The organism is Brevibacterium antiquum, assembly GCF_016107655.1.
Lineage (GTDB): Bacteria > Actinomycetota > Actinomycetes > Actinomycetales > Brevibacteriaceae > Brevibacterium > Brevibacterium antiquum.
Map to the genome: position 1 here is coordinate 44157 of NZ_JABASX010000010.1, position 26506 is coordinate 70662.

The 26506-nt window shown below is 63.3% G+C and carries 27 protein-coding genes and 1 pseudogene; 11 read left to right on the forward strand and 17 right to left on the reverse strand.

Features of this window, described 5'->3' with window-relative positions; genetic code table 11:
* Positions 1-43: 43 nt before the first annotated feature.
* Positions 44-835 (reverse strand): GntR family transcriptional regulator, encoded by a 792-nt coding sequence (locus tag JFC13_RS15960; RefSeq protein WP_198398051.1) that lies wholly within the window; start codon positions 833-835, stop codon positions 44-46.
* 339 nt (positions 836-1174) lie between these two features.
* Here JFC13_RS15960 and JFC13_RS15965 point away from each other — a divergent pair, with 339 nt between their 5' ends.
* From JFC13_RS15965 to JFC13_RS15990, 6 genes are read left to right on the forward strand one after another with little or no spacing between them, the layout of a single operon-like run.
* Entirely contained in the window at positions 1175-2314 is a 1140-nt protein-coding gene (locus JFC13_RS15965; protein WP_101571983.1) for an ABC transporter substrate-binding protein, read from the forward strand.
* Positions 2311-3240, forward strand: a complete 930-nt coding sequence (locus JFC13_RS15970; protein ID WP_198398052.1) for an ABC transporter permease — start codon at positions 2311-2313, stop codon at positions 3238-3240. The genes JFC13_RS15965 and JFC13_RS15970 overlap by 4 nt, the downstream gene beginning before the upstream one ends.
* On the forward strand, positions 3225-4145 hold the full coding sequence (locus JFC13_RS15975; protein WP_096160314.1) for an ABC transporter permease: 921 nt from the start codon (positions 3225-3227) through the stop codon (positions 4143-4145). Before JFC13_RS15970 ends, JFC13_RS15975 begins: the two co-directional genes overlap by 16 nt.
* The gene (locus tag JFC13_RS15980; protein WP_096160315.1) at positions 4142-5245 is read left to right on the forward strand and encodes an ABC transporter ATP-binding protein; all 1104 of its coding nucleotides are present in this window, start codon (positions 4142-4144) and stop codon (positions 5243-5245) included. The genes JFC13_RS15975 and JFC13_RS15980 overlap by 4 nt, the downstream gene beginning before the upstream one ends.
* On the forward strand, positions 5242-5922 hold the full coding sequence (locus JFC13_RS15985) for an HAD family hydrolase (protein ID WP_198398053.1): 681 nt from the start codon (positions 5242-5244) through the stop codon (positions 5920-5922). The genes JFC13_RS15980 and JFC13_RS15985 overlap by 4 nt, the downstream gene beginning before the upstream one ends.
* Positions 5923-5931: 9 nt before the next feature.
* Positions 5932-6846 carry an endonuclease/exonuclease/phosphatase family protein gene (locus tag JFC13_RS15990; RefSeq protein ID WP_096160317.1) on the forward strand — a complete coding sequence of 305 codons (915 nt, stop codon included), beginning with the start codon at positions 5932-5934 and terminating at the stop codon, positions 6844-6846.
* Between the two features lie 59 nt (positions 6847-6905).
* On the opposite strand, the gene JFC13_RS19455 is transcribed toward JFC13_RS15990, so the two are convergent.
* Together JFC13_RS19455 and JFC13_RS15995 are read right to left on the reverse strand one after the other, a co-directional pair.
* The gene (locus tag JFC13_RS19455; RefSeq protein ID WP_232488698.1) at positions 6906-7187 is read right to left on the reverse strand and encodes a Rossmann-fold NAD(P)-binding domain-containing protein; all 282 of its coding nucleotides are present in this window, start codon (positions 7185-7187) and stop codon (positions 6906-6908) included.
* 49 nt (positions 7188-7236) lie between these two features.
* Positions 7237-8088, reverse strand: a pseudogene (locus JFC13_RS15995) (FAD-dependent oxidoreductase); the annotation flags it as partial.
* Between the two features lie 260 nt (positions 8089-8348).
* Here JFC13_RS15995 and JFC13_RS16000 point away from each other — a divergent pair.
* Entirely contained in the window at positions 8349-11240 is a 2892-nt protein-coding gene (locus tag JFC13_RS16000; RefSeq protein ID WP_198398054.1) for an ExeM/NucH family extracellular endonuclease, read from the forward strand.
* A 97-nt stretch (positions 11241-11337) separates the two neighbouring features.
* Here the strand turns inward: JFC13_RS16000 and JFC13_RS16005 are convergent, their stop codons facing one another.
* The 3 genes from JFC13_RS16005 to JFC13_RS16015 form a co-directional block, all read right to left on the reverse strand.
* Complete coding sequence (locus JFC13_RS16005; RefSeq protein WP_198398055.1) at positions 11338-12504, reverse strand: PrpF domain-containing protein; 1167 nt, start codon at positions 12502-12504, stop codon at positions 11338-11340.
* Positions 12501-13769, reverse strand: a complete 1269-nt coding sequence (locus tag JFC13_RS16010; protein ID WP_198398056.1) for an MFS transporter — start codon at positions 13767-13769, stop codon at positions 12501-12503. The genes JFC13_RS16005 and JFC13_RS16010 overlap by 4 nt, the downstream gene beginning before the upstream one ends.
* Before the next feature lie 66 nt (positions 13770-13835).
* Complete coding sequence (locus JFC13_RS16015; protein ID WP_198398057.1) at positions 13836-15299, reverse strand: benzaldehyde dehydrogenase; 1464 nt, start codon at positions 15297-15299, stop codon at positions 13836-13838.
* A 194-nt stretch (positions 15300-15493) separates the two neighbouring features.
* On the opposite strand from JFC13_RS16015, the gene JFC13_RS16020 reads away from it, so the two are divergent.
* A complete protein-coding gene (locus JFC13_RS16020) occupies positions 15494-16267 on the forward strand; it encodes an IclR family transcriptional regulator (RefSeq protein ID WP_198398058.1) in 774 nt (257 codons plus the stop codon).
* Positions 16268-16279: 12 nt separating this feature from the next.
* Here the strand turns inward: JFC13_RS16020 and JFC13_RS16025 are convergent, their stop codons facing one another.
* Complete coding sequence (locus JFC13_RS16025; protein ID WP_198398059.1) at positions 16280-16543, reverse strand: DUF2277 domain-containing protein; 264 nt, start codon at positions 16541-16543, stop codon at positions 16280-16282.
* Between the two features lie 168 nt (positions 16544-16711).
* Between JFC13_RS16025 and JFC13_RS16030 the strand changes: the two genes are divergently transcribed.
* A complete protein-coding gene (locus JFC13_RS16030; RefSeq protein WP_332839446.1) occupies positions 16712-17287 on the forward strand; it encodes a GTP pyrophosphokinase in 576 nt (191 codons plus the stop codon).
* A 17-nt stretch (positions 17288-17304) separates the two neighbouring features.
* Here the strand turns inward: JFC13_RS16030 and JFC13_RS16035 are convergent, their stop codons facing one another.
* Entirely contained in the window at positions 17305-17868 is a 564-nt protein-coding gene (locus tag JFC13_RS16035) for a dihydrofolate reductase family protein (protein WP_198398061.1), read from the reverse strand.
* 905 nt (positions 17869-18773) lie between these two features.
* Between JFC13_RS16035 and JFC13_RS20055 the strand changes: the two genes are divergently transcribed.
* Positions 18774-19064, forward strand: a complete 291-nt coding sequence (locus JFC13_RS20055) for a type IV toxin-antitoxin system AbiEi family antitoxin (RefSeq protein WP_198398157.1) — start codon at positions 18774-18776, stop codon at positions 19062-19064.
* Here JFC13_RS20055 and JFC13_RS16045 read toward each other — a convergent pair.
* From JFC13_RS16045 to JFC13_RS16070, 6 genes are all read right to left on the reverse strand, one after another.
* Complete coding sequence (locus JFC13_RS16045; protein WP_198398062.1) at positions 19040-19426, reverse strand: hypothetical protein; 387 nt, start codon at positions 19424-19426, stop codon at positions 19040-19042. The two genes, JFC13_RS20055 and JFC13_RS16045, sit on opposite strands and share 25 nt — an antisense overlap.
* Positions 19423-19653 carry a hypothetical protein gene (locus tag JFC13_RS16050; RefSeq protein ID WP_198398063.1) on the reverse strand — a complete coding sequence of 77 codons (231 nt, stop codon included), beginning with the start codon at positions 19651-19653 and terminating at the stop codon, positions 19423-19425. The genes JFC13_RS16045 and JFC13_RS16050 overlap by 4 nt, the downstream gene beginning before the upstream one ends.
* Positions 19654-19817: 164 nt before the next feature.
* Complete coding sequence (locus JFC13_RS16055) at positions 19818-20411, reverse strand: thiamine pyrophosphate-dependent enzyme (RefSeq protein ID WP_198398064.1); 594 nt, start codon at positions 20409-20411, stop codon at positions 19818-19820.
* A 1-nt stretch (position 20412) separates the two neighbouring features.
* Positions 20413-20955, reverse strand: coding sequence for a thiamine pyrophosphate-binding protein (locus JFC13_RS16060; RefSeq protein ID WP_198398065.1), 543 nt, complete (start codon positions 20953-20955; stop codon positions 20413-20415).
* Between the two features lie 90 nt (positions 20956-21045).
* Positions 21046-21579 carry an O-acetyl-ADP-ribose deacetylase gene (locus JFC13_RS16065; protein WP_198398066.1) on the reverse strand — a complete coding sequence of 178 codons (534 nt, stop codon included), beginning with the start codon at positions 21577-21579 and terminating at the stop codon, positions 21046-21048.
* A 13-nt stretch (positions 21580-21592) separates the two neighbouring features.
* Positions 21593-22816: a Fic family protein gene (locus tag JFC13_RS16070; RefSeq protein WP_198398067.1), complete on the reverse strand. Its 1224-nt coding sequence runs from the start codon at positions 22814-22816 to the stop codon at positions 21593-21595.
* A 153-nt stretch (positions 22817-22969) separates the two neighbouring features.
* Here JFC13_RS16070 and JFC13_RS16075 point away from each other — a divergent pair, with 153 nt between their 5' ends.
* Positions 22970-23848 carry a class II glutamine amidotransferase gene (locus JFC13_RS16075; protein ID WP_198398068.1) on the forward strand — a complete coding sequence of 293 codons (879 nt, stop codon included), beginning with the start codon at positions 22970-22972 and terminating at the stop codon, positions 23846-23848.
* Here the strand turns inward: JFC13_RS16075 and JFC13_RS20060 are convergent.
* The 3 genes from JFC13_RS20060 to JFC13_RS16090 are packed head-to-tail and all read right to left on the reverse strand — an operon-like array spanning position 23845 to position 26497.
* Positions 23845-24462: a SipW-dependent-type signal peptide-containing protein gene (locus tag JFC13_RS20060; protein WP_408610777.1), complete on the reverse strand. Its 618-nt coding sequence runs from the start codon at positions 24460-24462 to the stop codon at positions 23845-23847. The two genes, JFC13_RS16075 and JFC13_RS20060, sit on opposite strands and share 4 nt — an antisense overlap.
* The gene (locus JFC13_RS16085) at positions 24375-25781 is read right to left on the reverse strand and encodes a signal peptidase I (RefSeq protein WP_332839447.1); all 1407 of its coding nucleotides are present in this window, start codon (positions 25779-25781) and stop codon (positions 24375-24377) included. The genes JFC13_RS20060 and JFC13_RS16085 overlap by 88 nt, the downstream gene beginning before the upstream one ends.
* Positions 25778-26497, reverse strand: a complete 720-nt coding sequence (locus JFC13_RS16090; RefSeq protein WP_198398070.1) for a SipW-dependent-type signal peptide-containing protein — start codon at positions 26495-26497, stop codon at positions 25778-25780. The genes JFC13_RS16085 and JFC13_RS16090 overlap by 4 nt, the downstream gene beginning before the upstream one ends.
* Positions 26498-26506: the final 9 nt, after the last annotated feature.

Consider the following 26506-nt stretch of genomic DNA (forward strand, 5'->3'; position numbering starts at 1 on the left):
GGTGTCCGAGCCGCTGTCTGCTGTTCGGGTGTCGGCGACGAAATCAGAACCAGTTCGGTTCGTCGGCAGTCAGCCAGCTGATCGGGTTGACATTGCGACCATTCGACATCGCCACGGACAGGATGTTGGCCAGATAGCGGTCTTCGGATATCTCCAACGGCCGCCCCGCGCTGTCGCGGCTGCGGCGCAGGTGGCGCAGCAGCGGTCGTCCGCGTGCAACCCCCAGCAGGTCTGCATCCTGCTGACCGCAGACGGTCGCCGAGAAGACGTGATCAGCACCGGCGAAGACGATCCCGTACTGCTGGGCGAGGCTGCGGCTGACCGAGGCTGCATCGCTGGGAACCTTCTCGACCAAGTCGCCGAGATCCTCGGGGTAGCTCGTCCGTTCGACCATGACCTTCTCGCCGTCGAGTAGACGCACACGAAGAACCCGCAGCACACGGGCACGAGGATCGACTTTGAGTGCCGCGGCCGTCTCATCCCCCGCAATGCGCCAGCGCTGCTCGATGACCTGGCCGCCCGGGGTCCGCCCGTGCGCGCTGGCCCACTGAGCGAAGCTGCGGAACTCCTCAGCCACTGCCGCCGGCCGAGGCCTGCGCAGCACCATCTTGCGAGCTCCGCGCCGACCTCCCACGGTTCCCTCACTGACCAGCAGTCGCAGCGCTTCGCGCACCGTGCCCGGTGCGACTTCGTACTCGGAGGCCAGAGCTGCTTCGGATTCGAGGCTCTGACCCACCTGCCGTGCCCCGGTGCGAATCGATTCGCGTATCTGCTCCGCGATCTGCTCGTACCGCGCACCGCCGGATCCAGACGGCTGCAGTTGCGACTCGGTCACGCCTTCAGTCCTCCCATGATGTATTCCCAATAGAGCCAGCACGCTCAGCACTGCTGTCAGTGCCGTGCACCTACGCTACCGCAAGCTCCGAGCTGGCGATGACCGAACGCACTGGAGCGTCACCGTCACCTTGTCTCGACGCTGTGAGCAGCCCGGCAGAGTTCATGCGCACGGCATTTTCTTGGTCAGGCTCACTAGTGAGGATTATTCGCCACTTAGAACCTCACTAGTGATCTAGGTTGTCTATCTTCCATCTGTTCCCTATCGTGGGGATGGATCGAAGCACTTCGAATGAGAACACAATGCGCTTGCGCACAAGTCCGAAAGGCGAGTACGACGATGCTCAAACACACACGAAAGCTCACGGCTGCCCTCGCAGTGGGCGCTCTGGCCGCCCTGTCCGGCTGCGGTGACAGCGCCGAGTCCGAGGAATCGGCCAATTGGCGATCGGCGACGTCGGTCGAAGACGGCGGGGGCATGGACGCTCTCGTCGAGGCTGCTCAGGCGGAGGGATCACTCAATGTCATGGGCCTCTACCCCGACTGGGCCAACTACGGCGGGCTGCTCGACGCGTTCTCGGAGAAGTACGACATCGAGATCGACAACGACACCTCGACCGGCGCGAGCCAAGACCTCATCAACGCGGTCAAGAACAGGCAGGGGCAGGAAACCTCTCTCGACTACCTCGACACCGGCGAATCCTTCGCCGTCGACGCCGCAGAGGAGGGCCTGCTCGCCGAATACTATCCCGAGACCGCCGATGACATCCCCGAGAACATGAAGGCACCGGACGGCACCTGGTTCAACCACCTCGGCGGGACCATGGCCATCGGCTGTGACTCCGAAACCGTGAAGAAGTGCCCGAAGAGCTTCGCCGAGCTACTCGAGCCCGAGTACAAGGGCAAGGTCGCCATGCGCGGCAACCCGACGACGGGCGAAGCCGGCTTCATGGCCGTCGTCGCCGCGTCCCTGGCCAACGACGGCTCGCTCGACGACATTCAGCCGGGCATCGACTACTTCGCCGAGCTCTCGGACAAGGGCAACCTCGTACCGACAGAGGCCGAGGCCGGAACGTTCGAGACCGGTGAGACGCCGATCGCCGTCAACTGGGACTACCTGCTCCTGCAGTGGGCGGACGACCTTGCTGACGGTGGGGTGGACATGTCGATCTCCATCCCGTCCGACGGCACCGTCGCCTCCTACTACGCGGCATCGATCAACGATGATGCACCACACCCAGCGGTTGCACGCCTGTGGCAGGAATTCGTCTTCAGCGACGAGGGACAGAACCTGCTGCTCGAAGGCTACGTCCTGCCCGGTCGCCTCGACGCCATGGTCGAAGCCGACACGGTCGACGACGATGCACTGTCGAAGCTGCTCGATGATGCGGTCGACCAGACGGCGCCGCAGCCGACTCAGGAACAGCGGGATTCGCAGCAGAAGGTCCTGGCTGACAACTGGGCGAAAGCCATCGGATGACCTCAGTTCCACAGTCATTGCCCCGCACCGCTGGGCCGGCCGAAGCAGAACCTGCTCCGGCCGGCCCACGGCGCAGGCGAGCCCTCTCACCGGCCTGGACGGCCCTGGCACCGATCGCGGTCATCATCGTGCTGTTCTTCGTGATCCCGATCGGCGGAATGGTGGCGACCTCGCTCCTCGTTCCCGGCAGCGAACCCGGCACGAAGACCTTCGGCCTCGACAACTTCACCGCGCTGGGCTCGGGATCGCGTTCGATGGCCCTGGGCAACAGCCTCCTCCTGTCGTTCACCGCCGCCACCGTGGCCGCGATCTTCGGCGGTCTCTGCGCCTGGGCGATCTCGACCGTGAAGTCGAAGATCGTCGACTCCATCACCGCCGTGATCTCCAGCGTGCTGGCCAACGACGGAGGCGTTCCTCTGGCGTTCTCCTTCATCGTCGCGGTCGGCAACACCGGATACTTCACCGCGCTGATCACGGCGGTCGATTCGACCTTCACGCTCTACAGCGTCAAGGGTCTGATCCTCATGTACCAGTACTTCCTCATCCCCACGATGATCCTTCTCACGCTTCCCAGCTTCGTCTCGCTCAGACAGCAGTGGCGTGAGGCCAACACGTCGTTGGGCGGCACCAGCGTGACCTTCTGGCGCCGTGTCGGACTGCCTGTGATCACTCCCGCCCTGCTGGGTGCCTGGCTGCTCATGTTCGGTTCCGCCTTCGGCACCCACGCCTCGGCAGCAGTGCTCATCGGCACGGGAGGCTTCCCCCTCATCCCGCTCGAGATCGCCGGCCAGCTCGCCGGTTCTGCGGCCACCGGCGGAGAAGGAGTGGCGATGGCCCTGGGCGTGACGACGGGAGCGATCGCCGTGATCGTCCTCATCGCCTACAACGCATTGATGAAGAGGAGCGCCAAGTGGCTGAACACCTGAACAGCTCCCCGCGGATGAAGAGATTCTTGGCGTGGCTGCCGCTCGCGGCGCTGGCGATCTTCATCCTTACTCCGCTGCTGAGCTCGCTGATATATTCGTTCTTCCGCGCCGACGGCAGCTTCACCACGTCCGGGCTCACCGGCCTGGCCGACTCCGGAAAGATCGTGGCCCCGCTCATGCGCAGCCTCGTCGTGTCCGTGCTCGCTGCCGTCATCCTCGTGGTCACGCTGGTTCCTGCAGTCGTCGCCGTCCACCTCTGGGCACCTCGGCTGCGGTCGGTGCTCAGCATCCTGTGCACCCTGCCTCTGGTCGTGCCGGCCATCGCGATCGTCGCCGGACTCTCAGCAGTGCTGCGCAGCCTGGCGGCTCAGGGCCGGGGCAGCCTCGGCATGCAGCTGAATACGATGCTGCAGTCGCAGGATCTGCCGCTCGTGCTCGTCGGCACCTACGTCATCCTGTGCCTGCCCTTCACATTCCGATCGATCGACGCGGGGCTGTCCACCCTGCCGCTGCGCACGCTCTTCGAGTCCTCATCGATCCTCGGCGCCGGGCTCGGGACCACACTGCGGCGGGTCATCATTCCCAACATCCGAGGACCGGTGATGTTCTCGGTCTTCTTCACCTTCGCCCTGTCCATTGCGGAGTACACGGTGGCCGCGACTCTGTCGATCAACACCCTGCCGGTATTCCTCAACACACTCTCAAGCACGAACTTCCGCGGTTCGATCACCCTGTCCGTGCTGCTCAACCTCACCACATGGCTGCTGCTGGCTGCCGCCACCGTGAGCGCCTCGCGCTTCGGCCATCGACCGAGCGCTGTCAGCGAGCACGATGAGCCCGAAGCCGATGAACCGGCCGTCTCCCAGGCCGCCGGTGCTTTTCGAAAGGACGATGAGACCCCATGACCACTGCGGATAACCGCCCTCGCCCATCACGATCGGGCATCGAACACACAGATGAGCCCGAAGCCGTGCGCTTCGAACACGTCAACAAGTCCTACGGCGGCACCGAGGTGCTCAACGACTTCAACATCGACATCGAAGCGGGCAGCATGGTCAGCTTCCTCGGACCGTCCGGCTGCGGCAAGACGACGACCTTGCGCATCCTCGCCGGTTTCGAACCGGTCAACGGAGGAGATGTCCTCGTCGGCGGCGAATCCGTCCTCAAGCTGCCACCCAACAGCCGCGACATGGGCATGGTGTTCCAGAGCTACAGCCTGTTCCCCAATCTCGGGGTCAGCGACAACATCGAATACGGCCTGCGGATCCGCAAGGTCGACGCCGGAGCACGCCGTCGACGCACCGAGGAGCTCCTCGAGATCTGCGGCCTGACCGGAATGGGCGCCCGATTCCCGCATCAGCTTTCTGGCGGGCAGCAGCAGCGTGTCGCTCTGGCCCGCGCGCTGGCCACTCAGCCGAAGGTCCTGCTGCTCGACGAGCCGCTATCCGCACTCGACGCTTCGGTCCGCTCCTCGCTGCGTGATGAGATTCGTCGAGTGCAGCAGGCGCTGGGCACGACGACGGTCTTCATCACCCATGACCAGGGAGAGGCTCTGGCGATCGCCGACCGCGTGGCGGTGATGAACGACGGCAGGATCGAGCAGTACTCCGCCCCGCACGAGGTGTATTCGTCTCCGGCCACTGCCTTCGTCGCCCGGTTCGTCGGCTCGATCAACGAATTCGCCGTGGGCCAAGACTGGACGATTCGCGACCGTCTTCCCATCGAGCCCGCACCGGATCACACCGTTTTCGTCCGTCCCGAGAACCTGTCGATCACTTCTGCCGCGGACGGCTTCCTCGAGGTCAAGCACAGCACCTACACCGGCGAGCGCACAATGGTCCACCTCGGGCTGCCCGGAGACCACAAGGCGCGGTGGGCGGCCTCCCTGGCCTCGGTCGACGCCGATGACTTGCAACCCGGCATGCGCATCGATGCCTCGGTCACCGCTGAACCCGCGCTGCGCCTGGACCGGAACGACGCCGACGCCGAAGGAGTCCCCGCATGAGCGACTCCATCACCGGATTCTCCGGTGCCGTCTTCGACTGCGACGGCATCCTCGTCGACTCCGAAGCCCCCTGGATCGACCTCATGGCCGGTTACCTGACATCGATGTCCGCCAGTGGCCTCTCGCCCGAGGACCTGCGCGGACTCACCGCGGACGAGGCTGTGGCCCGACTTCAGCGCATTCACGAGGCACCCGGCTCGCCCGGCGATGTCCGACCGCCGACGGCAGGCGAGGTCGACCGCGCCTACAGCGCCGCCCTCGAGCACGTCGCCGCTCCCATGCCCGGCGCTCCCGAACTCGTGGCCTCATTGTCAGGGACCATTCCGATAGCTGTGGCCAGCAACGGCCGAGGCGAGGACGTCCGCGGACTCCTCGAACGTGCCGGAATGCTCGACTTCTTCGACGCCATCATCACGATCGACGACGTCGACCAGGGCAAACCGGCACCGGACCCCTACCTTCTGGCTGCTCGACGGCTCGGGCTCTCCGCCTCGACGGTGGTCGCCTTCGAGGACTCACCGGTCGGGTCACAGGCAGCGCACACGGCCGGATGCACGGTGATCGGAGTCAACAACGATCCCAGCATCGAGCTGGCAGGCGAGGTGCGACTGCGCCACTTCGCGCAGCTGCGTTTCGATCCCCGAACCCGTTCGCTGCTCATCGACACCGAGCATTGAGGAGATGCCATGCCCACTTCGACCACATTCACCCTGCAGACGTGGAACGTCTGGTACGGCGGCCGCGAAGTCGACTTCGGCCAAGAGAAGCAGTACGCGATCGCTGCGCAGTTCCCAGCAGACGTTCTGGCGCTGCAGGAATGCTGGGGCAGCGCCGCAGAGAACCTGGCACCGAAGATCCTCGCAGACCATGCGCAGCGGGGATGGGACACGGCTGTGCTCAGCTCCGGACAGCTGACGGTGGTGGAAACCAGCACGCTGCCCTATGCCCAGGCAGCACTCGTGCGTCCGCTGCCGGACTCGCCGCAGATACTCGTCTGGTCCGTCCACCTCGCGCCGTACCCCTATGCGGTCTACCGAGCCCTGCAGGGGGAAGGACAGGACGTCGCCGATGCCGAGGAGGCACCACGCCTCGAGCAGATCGAAGAGATCCTGTCCGAGACCGACCGTATCTGCGGCCAGGACGGTCAGGCCGATCTGCCCGTCGTCATCTGCGGTGATTTCAATACCCCGTCCACCGGGGACTGGTCGGCGCGCACTGATCGACCCGATATCGCGTGGCGCTCGCCCGACGCACTGCTGGCGGCCGGGTTCACCGACACCTTCCGCGCGGTGCACTCTGACCCTGTCGCCTCTCCGGCCGATACATGGTCTCCGATCGAGCCGCTCACCCACGCCGGTCATCAGGAGAAGCCCGAACCGGGCCGCGCCGACGGTGCCGAGCCCCGTGATCGGATCGACTTCATCTTCTCGCGCGGCCTCGACGTCGTCGACAGTGTGATGCGTGGCTGCAGCGCCGAAGGTCTGATCGAAGACGGCTTCGTCGATGTCGGCGGACGCTGCGAACTCATCCCGAACCAGCGGCAGAACCGTTTCCCGTCCGATCATCAGCTCGTCGAAACACGGTTCACTTTCCCGGCCTGAGCGGTTCCCTGCGCGATCGGCGCGTGCCACTCCGTCGATCGTGTACATACGCTGAAGCCTCAGCGGCCCGGCCACGTGGGAAGGCCGGCCTGGTCCCGCAGACTGCGCCCCAGCATCAAACCGGCCAGCGGTCGGATGTTCATGAGTTTCATTCCGACCGAGCGCAGCAGCAGGTCGCGGCGATTCGCTGGAGCGAAGACGATTCCGAGCCCATGGGCCGCGTCCTGCTTGCTGGCTATCATCGGCGTCAGCCGACGTTCGTATGCGTCGAAGGCTCGGCGATGGTCCCCCGGTGTGGCAGCCAATTCGGCCGCCAGCACATAGGCTTCGACCATCGCCAACGCCGATCCCTGCCCCGGCCAACAATGACGGACTCGCCGCGGCGTCGCCGATCAGTGCGACTCTGCCGCTGGTCCATGAGCGCATCCGGATCTGATTCGCCCGATCTAGGTAGAGCGTTCGTGCCCGCGGCAGCTCGTGAAGAATCGCCGGGATCTCCCATCCTGCCTCTGCCAGGCTGGAACGAAGGAGGTCCCGTTGTGCATCGAGATCATCAGTGGGAACCGGGCCCTGATGCCGGAAGGTCAGCATGAACATCGTCAGGTCATCACGCAGCGCGACACGGATCGCCTGGAACCCGACTTCAGCATGCAAGACGGCGACGAGTTCATCTCGTGGGCGGTAGCCGTCGACATCGAACGCGGCGACGGCGATCCCGAGGTCTCGCTCGAACCGCGACTCCTCACCGAAGAACAGTTCACGGACGCGTGAGTGCAACCCGTCCGCACCGACCACGAGGTCGAATTCCCGTGGGGCAGCATGCAAGAACTCGATATGGACGCCTCGCTCCCCCTCGGTGAGTCGGGCAACGGTGTCCCCGAAGATCGTCTCGACGCCTCTTTCGAGGCTGTCATGGATTGCAGCGGCGAGGTCTGAACGCAGAATGCTGACGTATCGGCCACTTGTTCCCGCAACGAACTGCTGGGGGTCGAGCGACGCAATCCGGTGCCCATCTAGGGCGACATCGCGAGCCTCTGCGAGCGGGTAGCCCTCGCGTCGCAGTCGAGGCACAAGGTCCATCCGCTCTGCCACATCGAATCCAGTACCCCAGAAATCGATGAGATAACCACCTCGACGCAGCCCGTGTGATCGCTCGAGGAGCGTGGGCTGATGCCCCGCTTTCTGCAGCCAATAGGCCACCGTGGAACCAGCGATCCCGGCGCCGACGACGAGCACACGCATCTTCTGCCTCCCTGCAGACTGATGATCAGATCACCAGTTTAGATCTCCCGGAGCCAGCGCGGACTCGCTGCGTCCAAGCCGACGTTCGTGTTGGCAGGGTCTCATATGTAGTAGTCTCGATCACACCAGAGCACCCAGCGTTCTCTTGCAGAGTTCACACTTCGTTCACATGTCTGCCATAGACGTCAGCGTGGACAGCGATACGGTGCTTGCGTCTGCGCCGTGATCTCTCGCGACGCTTGAGAATCCGAAAGGCTCCTATGACAGTCTCCAAGACGGCTTCATCGTGCGCGGCACTCAGCCTCGTCGCGGCAATCGGCCTCACGCTTCCCCCAGCACCGGCAACCGCTGCCGAAGATCCGCACATCAGCGAAATCGGCTACACGCTCGACACTGACTTCATCGAGATCGCAGCCGAGCCCGGCACCGACGTCTCGGGATGGACGGTCGGTTCCGTCACTCGCGGCGGCAGTGTCCAAGCGGCCGAGAACATCACCACCGTTCCTGCCGGCACCACCGTAGGCGAGGCCGGCGCGCTGGCGGTCGAGGTGCCGATCACGAACTCCGTGAAGTCCGGGAATGCCGCCGACGGCAGCTACGGCTCCTCGGCCTTCGCCATCGATGACGACGGCATGCTCGTGGACTTCGAACAGGTCGGCGGCGTGACCGACGGCAAGGGTGTGACGGGTAAGTCGAACAAGAACACCCCCGACGCCGTCGTCGGCGAAGAGGCCTCTCCCACGGGAGCCACCGCCGCGGGCGGACAATCCATCCAACTCATCGACGGCACCTGGTCCTCCGCGGTGCCGACTCCGGACGCGCTGCCCGGTGATGACGGTGAAGACGGCGGCAACTCCCCTGTGCCAGAGGATGTCACCCCGATCGCCGATATTCAGGGCACCGGCGATGAAAGCCCCCTGCAAGGCGAGACCGTCAGGACCCGCGGCATCGTCACAGCGTCGTACCCGAGCGGCGGGCTGAACGGATACTACGTGCAGACGCCGGGCACAGGCGGTGCCGAGGATGAGACTCCGGGCGCCTCGGACGGCGTCTTCGTCTACTCCCCTGACACAGTCGCTGATGTCAGCCTCGGCGACCATCTTGAACTGACCGGCTCGGTCTCTGAACAATACGGGCAGACTCAGATCTCAGTCAGCAACACGGGAATGACGGTCCTGGATGAGCCCGCCGAGGCGGTCAAGCCCATCGAAGACGCGTTCCCTGACGACGCTTCCGCCCGTGAAGCCCTCGAAGGCATGCTGCTGCAGCCCACCGGTGAGCTGACCGTGGCCGACAATTACAACACGAACTCCTACGGCGAGGTCGTTTTGGCCACCGGCGAGGGGACCCTCCCGCAGGCCACCGACGTCGCCCGCCCGGGCACCGCCGAGGCCGAGGCCGTTGAGGCCGAGAACCTCGAGCGGGAGGTCGTCCTCGATGACGGCGCGACCGTGAACTACCTCGAAAACGACAAGGACACTGTCGTCCCGTATGTCTCGAACGACGAACCGATGCGCGTCGGCGCTCAGGTAACGATGACCTCGCCGGTGGTGCTCGGCTTCGATCACGAGAAGTGGCGCTTCCAGCCCACCACGCGCCTGACCGGCGACAACGCCGAGGCGATCCAGCCTGCCAGCTTCACCGACACCCGCACCGATGCACCAGAGGACATCGGCGGACAGGTCAGTCTGGCCAGCTTCAACGTCCTCAACTATTTCACCACGACCGGCGATCAGCTCTCCGGCTGTGACTACTATGACGACCGCGAGGGCAACCCGATCACCGTTCGCGGCGGCTGCGATGCCCGTGGTGCTGCCAACGCGGAAAGCCTCAAACGCCAGGAGACGAAGATCGTCACGGCCATCAGCAAGCTCGATGCTTCAGTCGTCTCTCTCATGGAGATCGAGAATTCCGCGGCGTTCGGCGATGATCGCGATGATGCACTTGAGACTCTTGTGCAGCGCCTCAACGAGTCTGCCGGAGAAGACAAGTGGGACTTCGTACCTTCCCCCGCCACGGTGCCGGAAGATGAGGATGTCATCCGCACGGCTTTGATCTATCAGCCCGCCGAGGTGGCCCCGCAGAACGATTCCACGATCCTTGACGACCAGGGTGCGTTCTCCAACGCCCGCGAGCCCCTCTCGCAGGCGTTCGCACCCAAGGACGAGTCCGGTGAGCTTGAGAACGACAAGACCTTCGTGACGATTTCGAACCACTTCAAGTCCAAAGGTTCGGGCTCAGGCGAAGGCAACGAGGACAGTGGTGACGGACAGGGAGCGTCGAACGCTGATCGGGTGAAGCAGGCGACTTCGCTGGTCAAGTTCGCAGGCAAGCAGCAGGAGGCCGCCGACAGCGACTTCGTCTACATGCTCGGCGACTTCAATTCCTACACTCAAGAGGACCCGATGCAGGTCTTCTACGAGGCAGGGTTCAAGGACGTCGCAGCCGAGAAGACAGACAAATCCACCTATGTGTTCAAGTCCCGCGCCGGCAGTCTCGACCACGTGCTGGCATTGGACGCTTCAGGCTCGGGCGCTCAGTCGAAGTCGAGGTCCGAGGCTCAGGCGGATGTGCCGTCGAGCGCTTTCGATGCAATCACCGGTGCCGATGTCTGGAACATCAACTCGGTCGAAGCTCTGGCACTCGAATACAGCCGCTTCAACTACAACGCGGGCGACTTCTACGCTCCGGATCAGTTCCGCGCCTCCGATCACGATCCTGTCGTCGTGGGGCTCTTCGAACCTGGGGACGAGGTCGGGAACGACAACGCAGAGGCCTCGGCTGAGGCTGACGGTGGAGATGCTGGTGCAGGTGCTGAGGGTGGAGATGCTGGTGCTGGTGCCGACGGCGCAGACGCAGATGCTTCGGCGGGTGCGGATTCGGCGGCTTCTGTGAGTGCGGATGCCAACAGCGGTTCGAGCGGTGCGAGTGACTCGGGTGGTTCCAGTGACTCATCTGCTGCGGGTGCCGGTGGATCCTCAGATTCTGCTGCCGGTGGATCCTCAGACGCGGCAGTAAGCGATGCTGGCGGCGACCTGCCTCGTACGGGTGTTGATCCGGCGCTGACCATGTCCATTGCGGCTGGGTTCCTCATCATCGGCGCGAGCATTGTGCTCATCGTGCGCAGACGCAAGCTGGGAGTACGCAGCTAGTACACGGTTCCGGGCGGCCATGTACCGCCGGACCACCCATTGTGAGGGAGGAGAACGTCGATTCTGATCGTAGAATCAACGTTTTCCTCCCTCACTTTCAGCTCTCAACCGCGACCTGGCCGCGCATGAGCACGCGGGCAGTGCGAAACAGGGAGGCCGCCGTCACGGTCTTCTGCGCTTCGTCCCAGACCGCGGAGGCGGTAACCACGCCCGATGGTGTGCCGAGACACACCTCCGGGCCAGGCACAGAATGCTCGGATCTGTGGATTATTCCGTAAACGATTGTTCCGGGGATCTGCGCGGCAGCTGCCAAGCACATTGCTCCGGTGCCCGGCACGGCCTTGTGGGTCTGGCCCATGGAGATCATGCGGACGACGACATCGGAATCCTCAGCCGCCGAGGTGGTGCCGTCGAGCAGGATCGTCGGCTTCGGTGAGGTCACGACCGCGACCTTGGGCACGACCTGCGGGGCGGTCTCCGGAGACTCGCACAAGCCCATTCGCACGGCCGCATTGCGTCTCAGTTCCTCGATCATCAGCGTCGAGGGAACTTTGGCGTCGATGGACTCCGGAGACTCATCGCCGTTGAGACCGATCGCGTCTGCAGGCACTATGACTACCGGCAATGCCGCATCGACCACGGAGACCTCGATCATGCCTCCGTCGACGTCGATCGACTCCGAGGCAGCTCCCGTGGGCAGAATCCCCGAGGTGCGGCTGCCTGCCGGATCGGGGTAGATGAGCTCGATCGGTGCCCCGGTGCCGCTGACCCCGGTGAGTTCGAAGTCCCCTGCGACCGCAGCCTGTCCATCGACGACGGTGAGGCCGACGTCGACGAGCTTGCCGGTGTTGGTGTTGAACAGACGGAATACGTGCCACCCATCGGCCGCGGAGATGATCTCGGCCAGCAGTGCGAAGGGCACGACACCCGAGGACAGATTTCCGCAGTTGCCGGAATAGTCCACGACCGCCTCGGCGACATCGACCTGACCGAAGGTGTAGTCGAGGTCGACACCTGTCCGCGTCGACAAGGACACGACCATCACCTTCGACAGCGATGAGATCCCACCGCCCATGCCATCAAGCTGACGGCCGAGGGCGTCCGGAGAGCCGAGGGCGGAGCAGAAGATCGCATCCCATGCCGAGGTGTCACCGGCAACTCCCTGGGCTGGCACCGTGTCCAGCTCGGGCAGGGCATCGGAGCGGAAGTAGAGTCCCTTGCTCGTGCCTCCGCGTACGAACGCGGCATCGATCCAATCGGTCATCGGCCTGCGGCGTCCACAGCCTTCGGAACGATGACCATCGCGGCGAAACCGAGGACGGCGACGACGGCGAAGAGATAGAAGCCCCACGGGTAGGCAATACCCGCCGTGACGAGGGTGCCGGTGATGAACGGTCCGACGATGGCGCCGATGCGGCCGACTGCCGAGGCCATGCCGATCGCGGTGCCGCGTGCCGTGGGTGGGTAGATCGCGGAGACGAAGGCGTAGACGAGGACCTGAGCGGAGAAGACGAAGACACCGGTGATGAAGACGGCGATGTTGAGCAGGATCTGGCTCGTCATCGGGATGCTCAGTGCCGCGAGGAACACGGCTGCCAAGAGGAACCACATGAGCACGATCGGTTTGGTGCCGTGCTTGTCCGCCAACCAGCCGGCGATGACGAGTCCGACGACGGCGCCGATGTTCATCACGAAGAGCATGACGAGGGAGTCGGAGACCTCGTAGCCCGCATCGGCCATGATCTTCGGCAGCCAGGTGTTGAGTCCGTAGACGAGCAGCAGACCCATGAAGCTGGCGGCCCAGACACCGATCGTGACCAGCTTGAACCGTCCGACGAAGAGTCCGGCCATGCCGGTCTTCGGGGCCACGACTTCTGAGTCGGCAGCTTCGGCCGGACGTGACTTCGCGACCTGAGCGGCGACGAACTCCTGAGATTCGGGCAGCTTCCACCACAGCAGCGGGACGAGGACGAGTCCGGCGACACCACCGGCGATGAAGAGCAGGTGCCAGTTGTGCGAGTAGAAGACGGCGAGCAGTGAGATCGCCACGGCACCGGCGTGGTAGCCGGTCATCGTCAGGGTCGTCGCTTTGCCGGTCTTGCCCGATTTGTTGTGCTCGCTGATGTAGGCGAGGCAGCCGGGCATCACGGCACCCAGGGCAAGTCCGGCGATGAACCGGAAGGTTGTGAACAGGGCGACGTTCGGGGAGAACGCGACGAGAATCGTGAAGATGGAGAAGAAGAGCACGCAGAAGATGATCGTGTAACGGCGCCCGAAGCTGTCGGCGATCGGTCCCACCGCCGCGGCACCGAGGCCCACACCCACCAGGCTCAAGGTCGCGACGAGGGTCGCAGCCTCAGGAGTGAAGCCGATGGCGTTGGTCGCCAGGAGTTCGGGGATCACGGCTCCCAGTACGACGAGGTCGAAGCCTTCGAGTGCGACGGCCAGCCAACACAGGATCGCCGGCCAGCGGGTATCGCCGGCGCGGGCAGTGTTGGCAGCGCCAGGGGCTGCGGCAGGTGTGGACATCAGTGTCTCCGGTCGTTCAGTAGGTCAGTGTGGTTGGACGGTCTTCGTGGGTGGACGGTCAGCGAATCAGAAAGGATACGGCGCAATCTGCGAGCGCATCGTGACCCACTGGGTTTCGGTGAAGGCTTCGATGTTGGCCTCGGCCCCACCGAAGCGGGATCCGTTGCCGGAGTCCTTCGTGCCGCCGAAGGGCACATTCGCCTCATCAGAGACGGTCTGCTCATTGATGTGGACCTTGCCGGAGTCGACGAGGTCGGCCAGTTCGATGGCCATGCCCACATCGCCGAGGATGCCCACCGACAGCCCGTATTCGCTGGCATTGACCAGTTCCGCGGCCTCCTCAAGAGTCGAGAAGCGACTCACGGGTGCCACGGGTCCGAAGATCTCCTGCGTCCAGGCTGGGTTCGAGGGACTGAGATCGGCAAGCACGGTCGGCGGCACGAATGCACCCTCGCCGGTTCCTCCGGCGACGAGTCGTGCACCGTCGGCCTGGGCCTTGTCGATGATGTCGCGGACGTTCGTTCGCTGCTTGTCGTCGATGATCGGCCCCAGTGCGACCTCCTCGGTGGCGGGATTGCCCACGGGCAGGTTCCGGGCACGCTCGGCCAGCTGTTCGACGTATTCGTCGTAGATGGACTCGTGGACGAGATGGCGACCCGTGGTCATGCAGATCTGACCCTGGTGCATCCAGGAGCCGAAGGCCCCCGCCGAGGTGGCCGGACCGACTTCTGCCCCGGGCAGGACGATGAGGGCGTTGTTTCCACCCAGTTCCAGGTGGCAGCGCTTGAGGAGGTGTCCGGCGGATTCGCCGACCTTGCGCCCGGCTGCCGTCGAACCGGTGAAGGAGATGACCGATACTTCGGGAGCAGAGACCACTGCTTCGCCGGCTTCCCGGCCTCCGGGCAGCACCTGCAGGAGTCCCTCGGGAAGCCCCGCCTCGGCGAAGATCCGGGCCAGGCTGACACCGCCGCAGACCGCGGTGCGTGGGTCCGGTTTGAGCAGGACCGCATTGCCCAGGGCCAGCGCCGGAGCGACCGAGCGGATGGAGAGGATGAGTGGGAAGTTGAACGGTGCGATGACGGAGACGACTCCGGCGGGCACTCGGCGGGAGAAGGACCAGCGGGGTTCGTTCGAGGTCAGGACCTGTCCCTTGGGGTGGCTGGGCAGGGCAGAGGATTCAAAGCAGATCTGCTCTGCGGAGCTGACTTCCAGCCCGGCCTTGGCTGGAATCCCACCTGATTCGCGGACGATCCAGTCGGAGATCTCCTCGGCGTGCTCGGCCCACAGAGCGCCGGCCCGGCGGAGGACAGCGGCACGCTCGGCAGGTGGCGTCTTCGCCCACTCCTTCTGTGCTGCCGCTGCACGGGTGGCGGCCTCGTTCACGTCATCGGCGTTCGCAGCGCCCAAGCGCCCCAAGGTCTGGCCTGTGGCGGGTTCGATGACGTCATAGGATGCGTCTGCGCCGTTCGTCCACGCGCCGGTGAAGATCTTGCCGTGCCACTGGGCACCTAGGAAGCTGTTCTCGCTCATGTCTTTCTCCCCTATTCCTGCTCTGGTCGGGTTGTGACTGTTGTGGCGCCCGCTCCTTCGAGGTCGGCTTTTTCGGGCATGGGTGATGCACGTGATTGCCACGCTTATCGGCCACAATAGTGATGCGGACCACGGGGAGCCATCGTTGGCCCATTGATTGAGAATACGAGTGCTCCGGGGCTACGATTGCGGTCATGGCGAACTCTCAATCGGGCGACTCGATGATCGATCGGCTGGTCCGAGTCCTCGGTTCCTTCGATCCTGATCACCAGAGCCTGAGCACCGAGGAACTCTCCGCACGAGCGGCATTGCCGAAGTCCACGGCGTACCGGCTGATCAACGACATGATGCGGCACAATCTCCTGCAGCGTGACCCCAACGGTCGGATCAGGATCGGAGTGGGAATGTGGGAGCTGTCGAACCGCGCCTCCGACGCCGTCGATCTCGCGACCGTGGCCAGACCGCACATGATGGCCGTCCACGATTTCGTCGGCGAGAACACCCAACTGGGGATCCTGCGCGAACGTGAGGTCCTCATCATCGAGCGGATGTCGAAACCGACCGCAGTCATCCACCGCTCGAAGACAGCGGGGAGACTTCCTGCGCATGCGTCCTCGTGTGGGCTGGTGCTGCTCGCCCACGCCCCCAAGCACGTGCGGGAGGCCTACCTGCGCGGACCGCTGGCTGCAATCACCGAGAAGACGACGACCGATCCGGCTGTGCTGCGGAAGATGCTGGCCACGATCCGGACCTATCACTTCGCGGAGCTTGCCGGGCATATCGATGACGGCACCACCGGTATTGCGGTGCCCGTCTTCGACAGCCATGGGCTGACGATCGCCGCCATCGGCGTCGTCGTCGACTCCGAACACCATGTGGGTGGGCCGGCGATCATGCAGGCCCTGCGCACCGCCTCGGCGGGGATCACGAAGGACCTCGAGGCTCAGGGCAAATCCGTGGTGGACTGATCTCCCGGCTCGTCACGCGCGGGCTTTGAATCTGGCTCGTCGCTTCTCGGCCTCGACCTCACGGTTCTTCGGCGGAGCAGTGGTCACCAATGCGTCGAGGAGATGCTGAGTCGTGTGAGCGATCTCGTCGACGGCTGCCTCAAAGGCCTCCGCATTGGCTTGGGAGGGTTTCGTCGTGCCCGCGATCTTGCGCACGTACTGGAGCGCTGCGGCGTGCACTTCGTCCGAGGTCGCGTGGGGTTCGAAGTTATGAAGGGTTCTGATGTTCCTGCACATGTTCCAACGGTACGCCGCGGGACTGACACGGGACAGGGGTCTGCCGCCGATAGACTGGCCAGGCGTCCCTTCAACAGCCCAGCTCCTTCACCAGCCCAGCTATGGAGAACGAAGACCGATCGAATCCCACCCTCGAGCGTGGCGCTGACTCCTGGTCAAGTGGCGAGCGTGCGAACCCTGCGGCGCGACTTCTCCAGACTGCTCATGGAACACCGCTTCGTCATCGACGAGCTGCTGACCAAGATCTCCATCCTCGACCTCGATGTCATCCGCACGAAGATCACCGATATCGCGGGCATCCGGATCACCTGCAGCTTCATCGCCGACACCTACCATGTGCTCGACATGCTGACCTCGCAGAATGATGTTCGGGTCGTGGAGATCAAGGACTACATCGCCCACCCGAAGCCCAACGGCTACAAGAGCCTGCATGCGATCCTCGAGGTGCCCGTGTTCCTCGGCGGCGGCCCGACCCCGGTGATCTGCGAGGTCCAGATCCGCACCATCGCCATGGTCTTCTGGGCCAGCCTGGAACACAAGATCCACTACAAGTTCGCAGGCGAAGTTCCCGACCGGCTCGTCGAGGAACTCACTCAGGCCGCCGAGGTGGCCGGCCAGCTCGATCGCAAGATGGAACAGCTGCACGCCGAGGTCCACGACGGTGACCCCGACGGCTCGGCCAGCGAGGACTTCGATGACGAGGCGATGCGCACCCTGTGGGAGCTGAGCAGGCGCGAGGCCTGAGACCCGGGGCCCGAGCCCTACGGCTGCTTCGGGCGAAATCTGCGAAACCAAGCGTCCATGTTGGCGTCATCCTCTGCGATGAGCTCCCAATAGACGCGCCTGCCGCCGGGGACGTCAAAGATGCGCGTGCCGTCGCCGAGGAAGATGGGCGCGACGAAGACCTGCATCTCGTCGATGAGGTCGACCTCGAGCGCCTGCCTGCCGATATCGGCGCTGATGATCTGGATGTCACGATCACCGGCGATGGCCTGGGCCCGATCGACCACCTCGGCGATGGAGCAGTTCACGGCTGTGATCGTCGTGTCCTCGGCGAGCTCCTGGGGGCGGTGGGTGAGGACGAACTCGGTGCCTTCCCACGCTCCGCCGTAGGCTTCGGAAGTCATCTCGTCGCGCTCGGCTGCCTGTGCCTTGGCCGCGTCATAGCCACGCCGGCCGGAGATGATGACGGCGACCTGCGAGGCGAGGTCCTCGACGGTGCCGTCTGAGAGCGAACCGAGCCCGGCCATCCAGGACATGTCGTGATTCGGGCCGGTGATGAACCCGTCGAGTGAGCTCGTGAAACCCCATGTGACTCTTGCCATCGCTCCTCCTTGAGCAGTCGGTGCAATCAGTATGACGATCTTTGGGTCACGCTGCTATGGCTCGTGTCGAAATTTGCTGCTGGGTTCCCAATTGAAGAGGGCAAGCTTCACAGGCAGGCCGGTGGAGAACCTGACTTTCGGTCCCGACGAGCAGGACCTCCGGTGGAGCCGGCTGAGAAACCTCGAGCCTGCACCACTCTTGACTCTCAGGAGTGTCCTTTGATTGACAACTCCCCTGCCAGGTGTTCAATTTTTTCAGATGTTCAAGCATCCTGAACATATGGATATGACTGAACATCGGAATCAAGATGCCCCCGCGTTCATCGAGCGGGCTGTCAGTCATCTCGCTGCGTTGGGCATGCGTGTCGGGTGGTCCGGTCATGCGGACGAATACGGGCAAGCCGTTTCAGGAACACTGACGATCCACAACGGGGGACGACCTCACAAGTTCTCAGCAATTGCGAGCCCTTCGAACACAAAACCAGACGTCGCCATGTTCCCTCACGATCGAGACACGGTCTTGATTTCAGAGAAGGTCACGCAATCACGTGCGCAGCAGCTCAAAGATCGTGGGTGGGGAGGATATGTGGACTCCTCGGGAAATGCTTCGCCGCGCGGAGAGGGCTTGGTCATCGAGATCGCGGGCCAACGCAATGGTGATTCGGCTCAGCAGGCCGCGACTACAGCGCCGTTCACCCGCGCGGGTCTACCTGTGACGTTCTCACTTCTTGCCGCCAACGAGCATTTCGGCAGCACGCCCACTCAGCGGGCCCTGGCTGACACTTCTGGAGCTTCCTTGGGAACGGTCAACCGTGTGATCAGGGCACTGCGCGAGCGCACTCCTTCGTTTCTGGAGGGAAAGCACAACGAGCTGTTGAAAAGATCCACCTTGGACGCCGGCTGCGCTGTTCGGCTCGGAAATCGCCGCCGCCCGCCTCGGCGCACCGATTCGGCCAGCATCCGTGCTCATTCACCTCGGCGGCAACGCCAGCGACCGGCGCGAGCTGATCCGACAGGGGAGGCTCCGCAAAGACGAGCGCGGGATGATCCGAATCCGGCCTGCTATCTGGACAAACTCTCCAGTCCCGGCCTTCAACGAGACCGTACCTCGGCTCCTTATTCGTGCCGGCCTGCTCCTCGAAGACGACCCTCGAATCGATGAGATCAGGACTCAGTTCTTTGGAGACAACTGTTGATCGATCTCACCGGGCACGCGGACGTCCCGGTTCCTGAGGAAGTACTCGCCGAACTTACGAAAATCTGTAGGAAGTTGGATGTCGAATTGCTCGTCATCGGTGCAGCTGCTCGAGATCTCGCCCTCCACTCCCAGCAGCATAAAGATCCCGTTCGCGCCACAGTTGATGTCGATATCGCCGTTGCAGTCCGCACCGACGGACAGTTTCTCGAACTCGCCGGAACCTTTGCTCGCAGGGGCAAAGCACCTCACAAGTTCAAAGTTCTCGGAGTCGAGGTCGACATCGTTCCGTTCGGCGGCAATGAAGCCGATCGCACTGTGACATTCACAGACGGCAACCTTCTCGATGTCACTGGGCTTCAAGAAGCACACTCGACCTCGCCGTCATCCTCAATGCGCTGTCTGAAAGACCATTCGATGATGAAGTTTGGGACGACGACGAGGCACTTGACGCTACCGATGCCGACATCATCACAGCGGCCAGTTACCACTACGCCCACATCGCGGCCCAGCCATTCTCGCCACAAGACGGCATTGCCGTGCTCGACATCATCCGCGATCCGGTACAGAGACAGATGCTGATCCGTCACATGCGGAACTCATTTGCCGGTGAACTCCTTACCGCTCATAGCCGAGGTTTCGAAGCCGGCCTCGGACATTGACGACACACCAACTGTCTGCTGTTCGTCCGACCTGGCAGGAGGATCGAGAGCGCGCCGAACTCATCGACGGCTGCTTCACCACGGTCTGATCTTCACCTGGTCCCACTGCCTCGGGCCAATCTGGTAGTCAACCAGGTTTGGAAGCGGTGGGACAAAACGACTGGGTCAACGAGGAGCTTAGGAATATCGGAGGCATTGCCAGCCTCAATGCTCAGGTGCAGCAGCGTCGGTCCCGATGTTGCGATAAGGCGATCGAACTCGGAACGCAACCGCGCATCGTCTGCGGCTCGGCCGACCGTCCAGCCCGCCGCTTCGGCGAGCGCGCCGAAGTCGACGTGTGAGGAGTAGGTCGGCAGGCCGGCCGTCGATCCGTACACCTGGTTATCGAGGAGGATGAGGAACAGCTTTTCGGCCCCTAGGAATCCACCGGTGGGCAGCACGTTCGGGTTCATCAGCAAGGATCCGTCGCCTTCGAGACCGATGACTTTGGGCAGGTCGGAGTCCTTGGCCGCCAGGGCGAGGCCTGTGGTGATGGACCCGACGAGGCCCATCGAGTCGAGGACGTAGAAGTGGTTGTCCCGGTTCTCCACGGACGCCAGCTCACGGCTGGTCGCGGCACAGGTCACGACGACGGGAAGTTCCGCGGTCAGTTCGTTGAGGACTTCGAGTGCTTCGATGCGCTTCATCTCAGGCCACCTTCCCATCGGTGTTCCAGAAGGAGCCGAGGACAACGACCGGACGGTAGGTCATACGGGCGTGAACACCCGCCTCGGCGACGGTCTGCTCCCAATCCTCGGACGACGAGCGCCGATCGAGCTCGAGCACCTGGAGTCCTACCGTGCGCAGAATCGTCGGCATGGGCTGGCTGATCGAGTGGATCATCGAGTTGTACTCCCCCGGGCCGCCGCGAGTGTTAGCGAAGATGAGCAGCGGCAGGTGATAGGACATTGAGAACGTCGTCAGTGCCGTGAGGCTGTTGCCGAAGCCGTTGTCCTGCATGACGACGGCCCCGAACTTCCCCGCCAGCGGCAGCGCACCGAGGACTCCGATCGCCTCCTCTTCACGGGAGAGCGGCTTCACTCGCTCTGAGATTCCGGCGGTCCCTCCGTCTGCGGTGACCAGGTGGCCGATGACTGGGGCAATGGTGACGGAGGGAACGTAGCCGATGAGGTCGGCGCCGGCGCCCCAGATCCCATCGGCGACGGCCTGCGTATATGACTTCGTTGTCACGGATTTCCTCATTCCCTGTCTTCGGGGACTCGGTGTTGGGTGATGTTGATGACGTTGCCGTCGGGGTCGCGGACCTTCATTGGATCTTCCTCACCATTGGTCGTGGTCGAATACCTGACAGAACACGCTCGTCATCGAGTCGCTGAAGAGGACGAAGACCACCTCGGCGATTGACTCCCAGCGCCCGCGTTCGCGGCCGTCGACGATGACGGCGTGGGCCGCCTCGGCGACGTCCCTGGCAGACCAGCCGTAGACTCCCCCGCCGATGGCCGGGAAGGCCACCGAGGTGGCGCCGAGGTCCTCGGCTGCGTTGAGGCTGGATTCGAAACAGGACTCAAGCACCTCGGGGTCGGCCTCGCCCTGATGGCGGTTGGGTCCGACGGTGTGGATGACCCACTTGGCCTTGAGTGCGCCGGCGGTCGTGGCGACGGCCTGACCTGCGGGAAGTCCGCGCGGGTGGCTAGTTTGGCGTACCTCTCGGCAGGCCTCGAGCAGTTCGGGTCCGGCTGCCGTGTGGATGGCGCCGTCGACGCCGCCTCCGCCGAGCAGACTTGAGTTGGCGGCATTGACGATCGCGTCCACGGACGCCTCGGTGATGTCTCCCTCGAGTACCGTGATCTTCATGATTCAAGTCTAGTCATAGCCCTCCTCTTCGTGCGCCGTCCGCGAATGCGTCGAGAACGCTCAATACGCCGGGCTGCTGCCAGATGCGATTCCTTCTACGTCCGGTCGCCTCGTGCAGAATGCCACGATCGACCAATGTGTCGACCGCACGCATCGCCGTCATCTGATTGGTGCCGAGGGCAACGGCGACGAAACTGAGATTAACTGCTGGTTGCGCGATCAGCATGGGCAGCAAAGTCCATGCTGACGAGTCGCGCCTCACTCCTGCCAGCGCGTGCTCCATCTCATTCAGCACGGTGAGCAACTCGTCCATGAGCTGTCTGCCCGAATGGCTGGCGAAACGAGCGGCACGAGTGAACTGAGCAATAATGGGTCCGGCATCACCTGAGCGGAATTCACCGAGGGCGGCGAAGTACGCTCCGATGTCGGTGAGCAACCCTGCCGAAATCGGTATTACCGAGGTGGTGACAAGGCCCTTCTCCTTGAGAATTGCGTGGATCAGAGCGCGACCAGTCCTGCCGTTCCCGTCGGCGAACGGGTGTATGGTCTCGAACTGCGCGTGTGCGATGGCGGCTTGAACTAACACGGGAAGATCCTCCCGCGCGATGAATGCGACGAGATCTTCTATCGCTGGAGGAACTCGGTGGTGCGCCGGCGGTACAAAATCAGCGAGCAACGGCCCACTTCCTCCCGGTCCGATCCATACCTGCTGCTCGCGGAGTGCTCCGGCCTCGGAAGCCATCATTCGATCGCCCTCCAGCAGAGCCCGATGCATGTCGAGAATCGACTCGAGGGACATCTGACCCGACATCCCGATCGCGGTCTCCATGGCATGCACGTTGCCCAGAACTGTTGTGGCATTGGCCTTCACCGTCTCGTCTATGGACGCTAGCGCCAACTGCAGAGCCGATGTTGTCAGCTGTTCAATCTGTGAGCTTGATGCACTCTCGGTCCGCAGTAATATGGTCGGCATTGGACCGCCCATACGAGCGTTCGGGCCGAGTCTTCCGGATGCGAACCCGTCGACCCGAGCCAAAGCGCCGGTTGCATCGTCGACGTCAGCATGTACTTCAGCCGGCAGACGCACCTCCCACTGCGCGATCTCTGGCACCAGGGCGGCACGATAGGTCCCCGTCTGGCGCTGAACCTCCCGACGGCTGAGCATGTCCGGATTGACCGGTGACCAGTTCAGTTCTTCACTGCCCATCGACGGTATTGGTACCTTGAGATCCGTCATGACGCGAACTCCTTATTAACACTTAAGCGTGTATCCGTTAGTTAGAGTCTAACTAATTCACACTTCTCAGTCGAGAGATCCATCGGCGTAGGCTGACACGACACAGCCGCCTCGGCAAGGCAGACGGCCTTCTGCGGAAGGAAACGACGAACCATGTGCAGACTTCTCGGCTACATCTCCCCCACTCCGGCGAGCGCAGCGGATCTCATCGGTGCCGAGGAATGTCGGCAGTGGCAGAACTTGGGCCGACTCCATGCCGATGGCTGGGGCACCGCGTGGATCCGACCGGAATCTGAATCAGCCGAATCGGCCCGTCCGCAGGGAACCACCTCGGGCACCTTCGACACCGGCCCCGACGTGCAGGACACCGTGTCTCGGGGAGGACGTCTTGAAAGGTATCGCACCCCGCACGAGGGAGCAGACGACCCTCATCTCACGGAAGTCCTCACCGTCCGTCCGACGGTCGCGCGGATCACTCACTTGCGCATGGCCACGCACGGGGCTGTCGACCTCACCGAGAATTCGCACCCTTTCCTCGCCGACAACATCGCTCTGGCGCACAACGGATCCATCCATCCGATAGAACGCCTACGCGAATACGTCACGACTGCCGAGGCCGAGCGCATCGGCGGATCCACAGACACCGCAATCCTGTTCGCCCTCATTTTGCGACGCGTGGGTCAGGGCGAAACTCTGTTCGACGCCACCATCGCGACCGTCCGGATGCTGCGGGCAGACTTCGACCATCCGGGGATCAATCTGCTCGTCCTCAATGCCGAGGAGATGATCGTCGTTCATGCGACTTCGGGAACACCGATTCCATATAAGAACTTCGACACTTCCGGCACCGGTGGTGAACTTCCGCTCGATCACAAGGACCACTACTACCGGATGAGCTGGCAGCGCTTCGACGACGGGGCGACGATCGTGTCGTCCTCGGGCCTTGATCATAAGGGCTGGAGTCTCGTTGAGCAGAACACGGCGATGCGGCTGACTGTGGCTGATGGGGCGGAGACTGTGGTGGCGCTCTAAGTCAGGTTGCGGCACTTTCCGCCGAAGAGAAGCCCAGCGTCGCTTGCGATGGATGCGGGTCCTGATCGCCATCCACTTGTGTGTTTGACGAAGAGAGAGACCTGTAGCTCGCCGAGACTACCCAGCAGACCTGTGAGTACACCAGCGGGGACTTTCGTGGTGTAGTTGCCTCCGCCAGTGGAAGTTGTGTTTAGGGAAAGGTTGTACCCGGTTAGCGGGGCCAGCACAGATCCAAGTCCACTGGTGGATGCTTCAATATCGACGTCTGTGAGTTGATAACCCGTTGGCAGATGCCAGTAGATCTCCACCCGGCCGCTTAGGAGAACCGGCACATATTTGCAATTGGCAGTCAATGTCGGTGCCGGGACGGTAGCGGCCCTGAACGAGCCCGCAGACTGTTCGGTATCCGTCCACGCAGCCATCGTCGAACGCACACCGGACAGTCCGAGGACGAGTATGGCCAAAGCAATGCCGGCGATGAGGGCCTGGATCCGGCGGTTTCGGAGCCGCAATAGTCTGTGGCTGCTCATGAATTCCCCCGACTTCGTGTCTTGGCGACGACGGCGGAGCCCGTGGCGATGAGTCCGCCGGCGATCAGCAGAATCCACAGCCATCCTTCGATGCCGGTGCGTGGGAGGTCACCGGGAGAGTCGGGCGCATCTGGACCGGGCTCACCTGGGGCAGAGGGATTTCCTGGATCGCCTGGACCAGTCGAAATCTCTTCGCCTTGGCCGATTGCCGTCAAGCGCACTTCGCTTCGCTGCCCGGCGACTGCCTCTGCGTCAGCACCTTGAGCCAAGGTGACTGTCACCTGCACGCGACGCTTCTCATCACTGGGCATTTCAAGCAGACGGCGGCCGTTGTCGGGTGCCGCTCCCAGTTCGCTGAGCGGGATCCGGTGAATGAGTTCTGCTGCGCCGCCCGGACACTGATCCATCTCCACGATCTCCGCACACGAGCGCACGTCGACGAGGAGTTCGCCGGCTATCGCGTTCGTCAGCTGTCCGGAACCGATCTCCAACTCCACTGTTCCGGAATCCGGTGCGTCGGCCCAGACATCGACGGTCCAGTCCGCCGAGGCTCCCGGGCTCAGATTGAGCATCTTCGCCTCGTCGCCGACAGTCCGCATGCGCAGATACTGGCCGCGCACCTCGGCGGTGGTGCTGGTTGCGGTTCTTCCACCAGCCGTGGTTGAAGTATCGGAAGCATCAGTGCGGCCGGCTGCGGACATAATCGGCGATGAATCAGACGAGCCGAACGGACCGCCTCCGGCCACCAACAGCACAGCGGCAACAGGCAGAGCGATGGCATGCTTCGGTGAGCGAGTCATCGTTGATTGCGACGTGACGCGCGCCATCGACTCAGCAGTCGTACGCGAGTCCTCGGCCTCCTCGGCAAGGTCGTCTTCCTCGTCCTCCCGTCGCGGCCAGAAGGCCCAGACGACGAGCAGGGACGCTGCGATCGTGATGCCGCCAAGAGCATAGGGATTGCGCAGCTTCTGGATGGCCGGTGCGATCCCCGGGATCGAGAACATGACCTTGCGAACGGTATCCGCAGTGTACGGCTCGGGGTCCTTCGCTTCGTTGGCGTCGCCCTTCATCTCGAACGTGACGGTGCCGGACGTGGAATCCGTCTTCAGGATCGAGGTCACGCGGTGCGTCACGGGCAGGACCTTCTCGCCACGGTCGGCGGTGACGATATCGCCGACCTTCATCTCCTGCGCAGGGATCTCGTGGACGAAGGCGATCGATCCGGCGGTGATCGTCGGGGTCATCGAGCCTGTTTTGAACATCATGATCGAGATGTTGAAGACGAAGCTGAGGATGACGAGGACGATGCACACGACGCCCAATACAGCGAGGATGTTGAGCAGGGCCGCGCCCAGCCATGATGAGGGGTGCTTTCTAGGGGCGGCGTCGTGAGATCTTGTCACGACGGTGCCTTGTTCGTGGCAGTGAATGTCCAAGTATTCGACGCGCTCGTACCCTGGGCAACGCTCGGAGTGTCCGTCGGGAGGGTGACCTCGAAGCAGTAGGCTCGAACTGAGCTGCCGGTTTTGCCGACCAACTGCGAGCCTGCACCTTGGCGGTCTTTCTCTGACAGATTCGTCGTAGCTGAAGTGCCGCCGTAGACATAGTCCGCCGATGCGGTGAATGTCGAGGCACTGCACGTGAACCCACCTGTTGAATATGAGGTTGTCACTGCACGATAGACCAGTTTCCCGGCGATGCCGCTTGTGCCGCCTGTCCCTCCGCTCGACACTTTCAGCTCACCGTCAATAGTCGTGTCCGGCGCAGTGCGGATGAACACCGGGGCGTAGACCTTCGATCCGGGGTACATCCCGGTGGCGTTGAAGGTCATCGTCGATGTGTTGTTCCAGTTCGAGCCGTCGACCGACAAATCGATGTTGAACGTGCCCGCTTCGAACGACCCGGTTGCTTCCTCGGTGTCGGTCCACGCCGCCAACGTCGCTGCCGCACCGATGCCGAAGACCATTCCTCCGGCGAGGATCGCCTTGATCCGGCGGTTGTACAGTCGACGTCGGCTCTGCTCGCGCTCCCGTTTCCGGCGTCGACTCTCTGAGCGGGTCTCGTTCGAGACCCGCTCAGACGGGGTCGGATCGCCAGAGGCATCCGTCGGAAACTGCACGAAGTCCGC

Excerpts from the sequence above, each read along its gene's own strand:
- JFC13_RS16035 (WP_198398061.1), bottom strand. The coding sequence starts at position 17,868 with ATGGCAAGAGTCACATGGGGTTTCACGAGCTCACTCGACGGGTTCATC.
- JFC13_RS16075 (WP_198398068.1), top strand. The coding sequence starts at position 22,970 with ATGTGCAGACTTCTCGGCTACATCTCCCCCACTCCGGCGAGCGCAGCG.
- JFC13_RS16000 (WP_198398054.1), top strand. The coding sequence starts at position 8,349 with ATGACAGTCTCCAAGACGGCTTCATCGTGCGCGGCACTCAGCCTCGTC.
- JFC13_RS16055 (WP_198398064.1), bottom strand. The coding sequence starts at position 20,411 with ATGAAGCGCATCGAAGCACTCGAAGTCCTCAACGAACTGACCGCGGAA.
- JFC13_RS20060 (WP_408610777.1), bottom strand. The coding sequence starts at position 24,462 with ATGGCTGTGGATTCTGCTGATCGCCGGCGGACTCATCGCCACGGGCTC.
- JFC13_RS15980 (WP_096160315.1), top strand. The coding sequence starts at position 4,142 with ATGACCACTGCGGATAACCGCCCTCGCCCATCACGATCGGGCATCGAA.
- JFC13_RS16015 (WP_198398057.1), bottom strand. The coding sequence starts at position 15,299 with ATGAGCGAGAACAGCTTCCTAGGTGCCCAGTGGCACGGCAAGATCTTC.
- JFC13_RS15985 (WP_198398053.1), top strand. The coding sequence starts at position 5,242 with ATGAGCGACTCCATCACCGGATTCTCCGGTGCCGTCTTCGACTGCGAC.
- JFC13_RS16065 (WP_198398066.1), bottom strand. The coding sequence starts at position 21,579 with ATGAAGATCACGGTACTCGAGGGAGACATCACCGAGGCGTCCGTGGAC.
- JFC13_RS16025 (WP_198398059.1), bottom strand. The coding sequence starts at position 16,543 with ATGTGCAGGAACATCAGAACCCTTCATAACTTCGAACCCCACGCGACC.
- JFC13_RS16010 (WP_198398056.1), bottom strand. The coding sequence starts at position 13,769 with ATGTCCACACCTGCCGCAGCCCCTGGCGCTGCCAACACTGCCCGCGCC.
- JFC13_RS15970 (WP_198398052.1), top strand. The coding sequence starts at position 2,311 with ATGACCTCAGTTCCACAGTCATTGCCCCGCACCGCTGGGCCGGCCGAA.
- JFC13_RS16020 (WP_198398058.1), top strand. The coding sequence starts at position 15,494 with ATGGCGAACTCTCAATCGGGCGACTCGATGATCGATCGGCTGGTCCGA.
- JFC13_RS16005 (WP_198398055.1), bottom strand. The coding sequence starts at position 12,504 with ATGACCGATTGGATCGATGCCGCGTTCGTACGCGGAGGCACGAGCAAG.
- JFC13_RS16070 (WP_198398067.1), bottom strand. The coding sequence starts at position 22,816 with ATGACGGATCTCAAGGTACCAATACCGTCGATGGGCAGTGAAGAACTG.
- JFC13_RS15965 (WP_101571983.1), top strand. The coding sequence starts at position 1,175 with ATGCTCAAACACACACGAAAGCTCACGGCTGCCCTCGCAGTGGGCGCT.
- JFC13_RS15990 (WP_096160317.1), top strand. The coding sequence starts at position 5,932 with ATGCCCACTTCGACCACATTCACCCTGCAGACGTGGAACGTCTGGTAC.